Source organism: Kitasatospora sp. NPDC007106 (assembly GCF_040634455.1).
In the GTDB taxonomy this organism is placed as follows: Bacteria; Actinomycetota; Actinomycetes; order Streptomycetales; family Streptomycetaceae; genus Kitasatospora; species Kitasatospora arboriphila.
The window spans coordinates 1-2,724 of the sequence record NZ_JBEYFP010000769.1 but is presented as its reverse complement, the minus strand read 5'-3'; the positions used below and the strand labels follow the sequence as shown (position 1 = coordinate 2,724).

2 protein-coding genes and 1 pseudogene are annotated in these 2,724 nt (G+C 72.7%); 1 reads left to right on the top strand and 2 read right to left on the bottom strand.

Features of this window, described 5'->3' with window-relative positions:
• A pseudogene (locus tag ABZ641_RS32090) lies at positions 1 to 198 on the bottom strand (hypothetical protein); the annotation flags it as partial.
• A 91-nt stretch (positions 199 to 289) separates the two neighbouring features.
• On the bottom strand, positions 290 to 1,141 hold the full coding sequence (locus tag ABZ641_RS32085) for a class E sortase (protein WP_359987521.1): 852 nt from the start codon (positions 1,139 to 1,141) through the stop codon (positions 290 to 292).
• Between the two features lie 390 nt (positions 1,142 to 1,531).
• Between ABZ641_RS32085 and ABZ641_RS32080 the strand changes: the two genes are divergently transcribed.
• Positions 1,532 to 2,686: a glycosyltransferase family 2 protein gene (locus tag ABZ641_RS32080; protein WP_359987519.1), complete on the top strand. Its 1,155-nt coding sequence runs from the start codon at positions 1,532 to 1,534 to the stop codon at positions 2,684 to 2,686.
• The last annotated feature ends 38 nt before the right edge of the window (positions 2,687 to 2,724 follow it).

Sequence of the window (2,724 nt, the reverse complement as noted above, 5' to 3'; positions counted from 1 at the left end):
GGCGGAGCGGCCCGGTGGGACCCGCCGGCCCTGCCGGCCGAGGACGGCGGACACCCGGGCCCGGGCGCGGGCGGACGGCAGCGGGAGCGTCAGGGTGATCTCGTGGACGTTCTTCGGCAGCCGCAGGGCGACGAGCCGGGAGAGCCTGCCGCCGAGGGCGCCGACGGCCTCGGCCAGGATCTCGTCCTCGTCGTCCACTGCCGCTCCCCCGTCCCGGCCGCCACCCGGGCCGCCGCTGTACGAGGATCAGACTATCGGCCGGTTTCGGCGGGCCCGGACTGACGGTCCGTCAAGCCTTGGCCGGGGCCGAGGAGGTCGAGGAGGACGGAGACGACGGGGCGACCGGGGAGGACGGTGACAGCGACGGCTCCGGGGACGGCACCGGAGAGTCGGCCGGAGAAGCAACCGGGGAGGCGGCCGGGGACTGCGGTGCGTCGCGGTGCAGTTCGGCGGGCGGGGTCCGCTCGGCGTCCATCGGGTCGACCCGCACCAGGCTGCCCCAGACCGCCATCCGGTACAGCGAGGTGTAGACGGGGGTGCAGGTCGTCAGGGTGATGTAGCGGCCGGGCGCGTGGTACGGGGAGCCCGCGGGGACGGCCGCGACGATGCCGACGTTCTCCGGCGAGGTCTCGGGCAGGATGCCGTCCACCCGGTAGACGTACCAGCTGTCGCGGGTCTCGACGACGATCGGCGCACCGACGTCCACCGCGTCGAGGTCGTGGAACTTCGCGCCGTGGCCGTCCCGGTGGGCGGCGAGCGCGAAGTTGCCGGACCGGTCCCAGGGCATCGCGGCGCGGGGCTCCTGGTAGACGCCGGCGACGCCCTGGTCGAGGACGGCCGGGGCGGTGCCGACCTTGATGACGACCGGGTCCTGCTGCATCGCGGGGACGTGCAGGAAGCCGACCTCCTGCCCGGTGGTCACGGTGCTCGGTGCGCCGGAGGGGCCGGGTGCCGCCCAGCTCTGCCGCAGCCGGTCGCCGGCCCGGTCGGCCTGCCGGTCGGCGAGGACGTCCGTCCACCAGAGCGAGTACGCGGCGAACAGCGCGGCCGCCAGGGCGATCGTCAGCATCAGGTTGCCGAAGGCGTTCGTCCACCTGCGGCGCGGGGATCGCCGCGCGTCCTCTGCCGGAGCCCGGTCCATCGGGTCCTCCTCCGCCGGGCGCCTGCCGGTCGCCCCGTCGGCCCGACGTCCGAAGACCCGTCAGACCGGCGTCCGACGGCGCCGCTTGTCCGTGCCCGGGTTCCGTCCGCCGCGTGGGCCGTCCGTCCCGGAGTTGTCCGTTCCCCGACAGTCTGCCGACCGGGGACGGCCGGTCGGCGCGGACGGCACGGGGCATTCGGGTGACACGGTCCGCCGGACGGCCCGTCAGGGGCCGCCCCGCGGAGCTCTTCACTCGAACGGCATGCGCGCCTTCCGCCGGACACCGCGCCCGTAGCTATTACAACTCTGAATGTCGTACGGGTTCGTCCGAGCCCGCGGTCCCGACACCGACTCCCCCCGCCCTCCCCTCCCCCCGCGAGGCCATTTGCCATGAGTACTGCCACCCGCCCGCTGACGCTCACGGTCATCGTTCCCGCGCACAACGAGGAACAGGGCCTCCCGGCGACACTCGAGGCGCTGCTGCGACAGACCGTTCCCGCCGAGCAGATCGTCGTCATCGACGACGGGTCGACGGACCGCACCGGCGAGGTCGCCGCCGGGTACGGCGTGACGGTGCTGCGCCCGCCCCGGAACCTCGGCAGCAAGGCCAAGGCGCAGAACTACGCGCTGCCGTTCTGCACGACCGACCTGGTGCTCGCCGTCGACGCCGACACCGTCCTGGCGGACGACTACATCGAACACATCAAGCCGGCCTTCGACGACGAGGACGTGCTGATCGCGTCCGGTTGCGTGCAGAGCCGGTTCGAGCGGACCTGGGCCGAGCGCGGCCGGTCCGTGGAGTACCTCTACGGCTTCCACTGGAACCGTCCGATCGAGAACATGGCCAACTCGCCGGTGGTCTGCTCCGGCTGCTGCTCGGTCTTCCGGCTCCAGCCGCTGGTCGACTTCGGCGGGTTCCCGGAGCGGACGATCGTCGAGGACATGGACTACACCTGGTCCGTGCAGATGGCCGGGAAGAAGGCCGTCTACGTCAGCGCGGCGGTCGCCTGGGCGGCCGACCCCGAGGACCTCACCTACCTGCGCAAGCAGACCTGGCGCTGGGCGGCGGGGTACTTCCAGAACGTCCGCATCCACCTGCCTCGGATGATCTTCAAGAAGCCGATGCTGGCGTTCTGGGTGGCCCTCAAGCTGTGGGAGACCATCGCCGTCCCGCTGTGGCTGGTCCTGCCGCTGGTGGTGCCCGGCGTCGGCTTCTCGATCGGAGACGCCTTCCTCTGGTGGTTCCTGTGGTGGCTGTCGACCAGCACCCTGATGATCGGCCTGCCGCTGGTCTACGCCGCCCGGAAGCGGAAGATCCCCCTGAGGCGCGTCCTGCGGAACCTGCCGTACGTCTTCCTCACCAAGCTGGTGGACTTCTGCTACCAGTGGAAGGCGCTGGTCGTCGAACTGGTCCTGGTGCCGTTGCGGCTCTCCAAGGGCCTGGTGAACTACGAGAAGGGCCGCGCCGACACGCCCGCCGTCCCCGCGCCGGCCGCCCGGGCCGGGATCGAGTCCGGCGAGCCCGCCCCCGCCACGACCACCTGACCGCCGCTGCTCCGGCCGGCCCCGCACTGCGCGGGGCC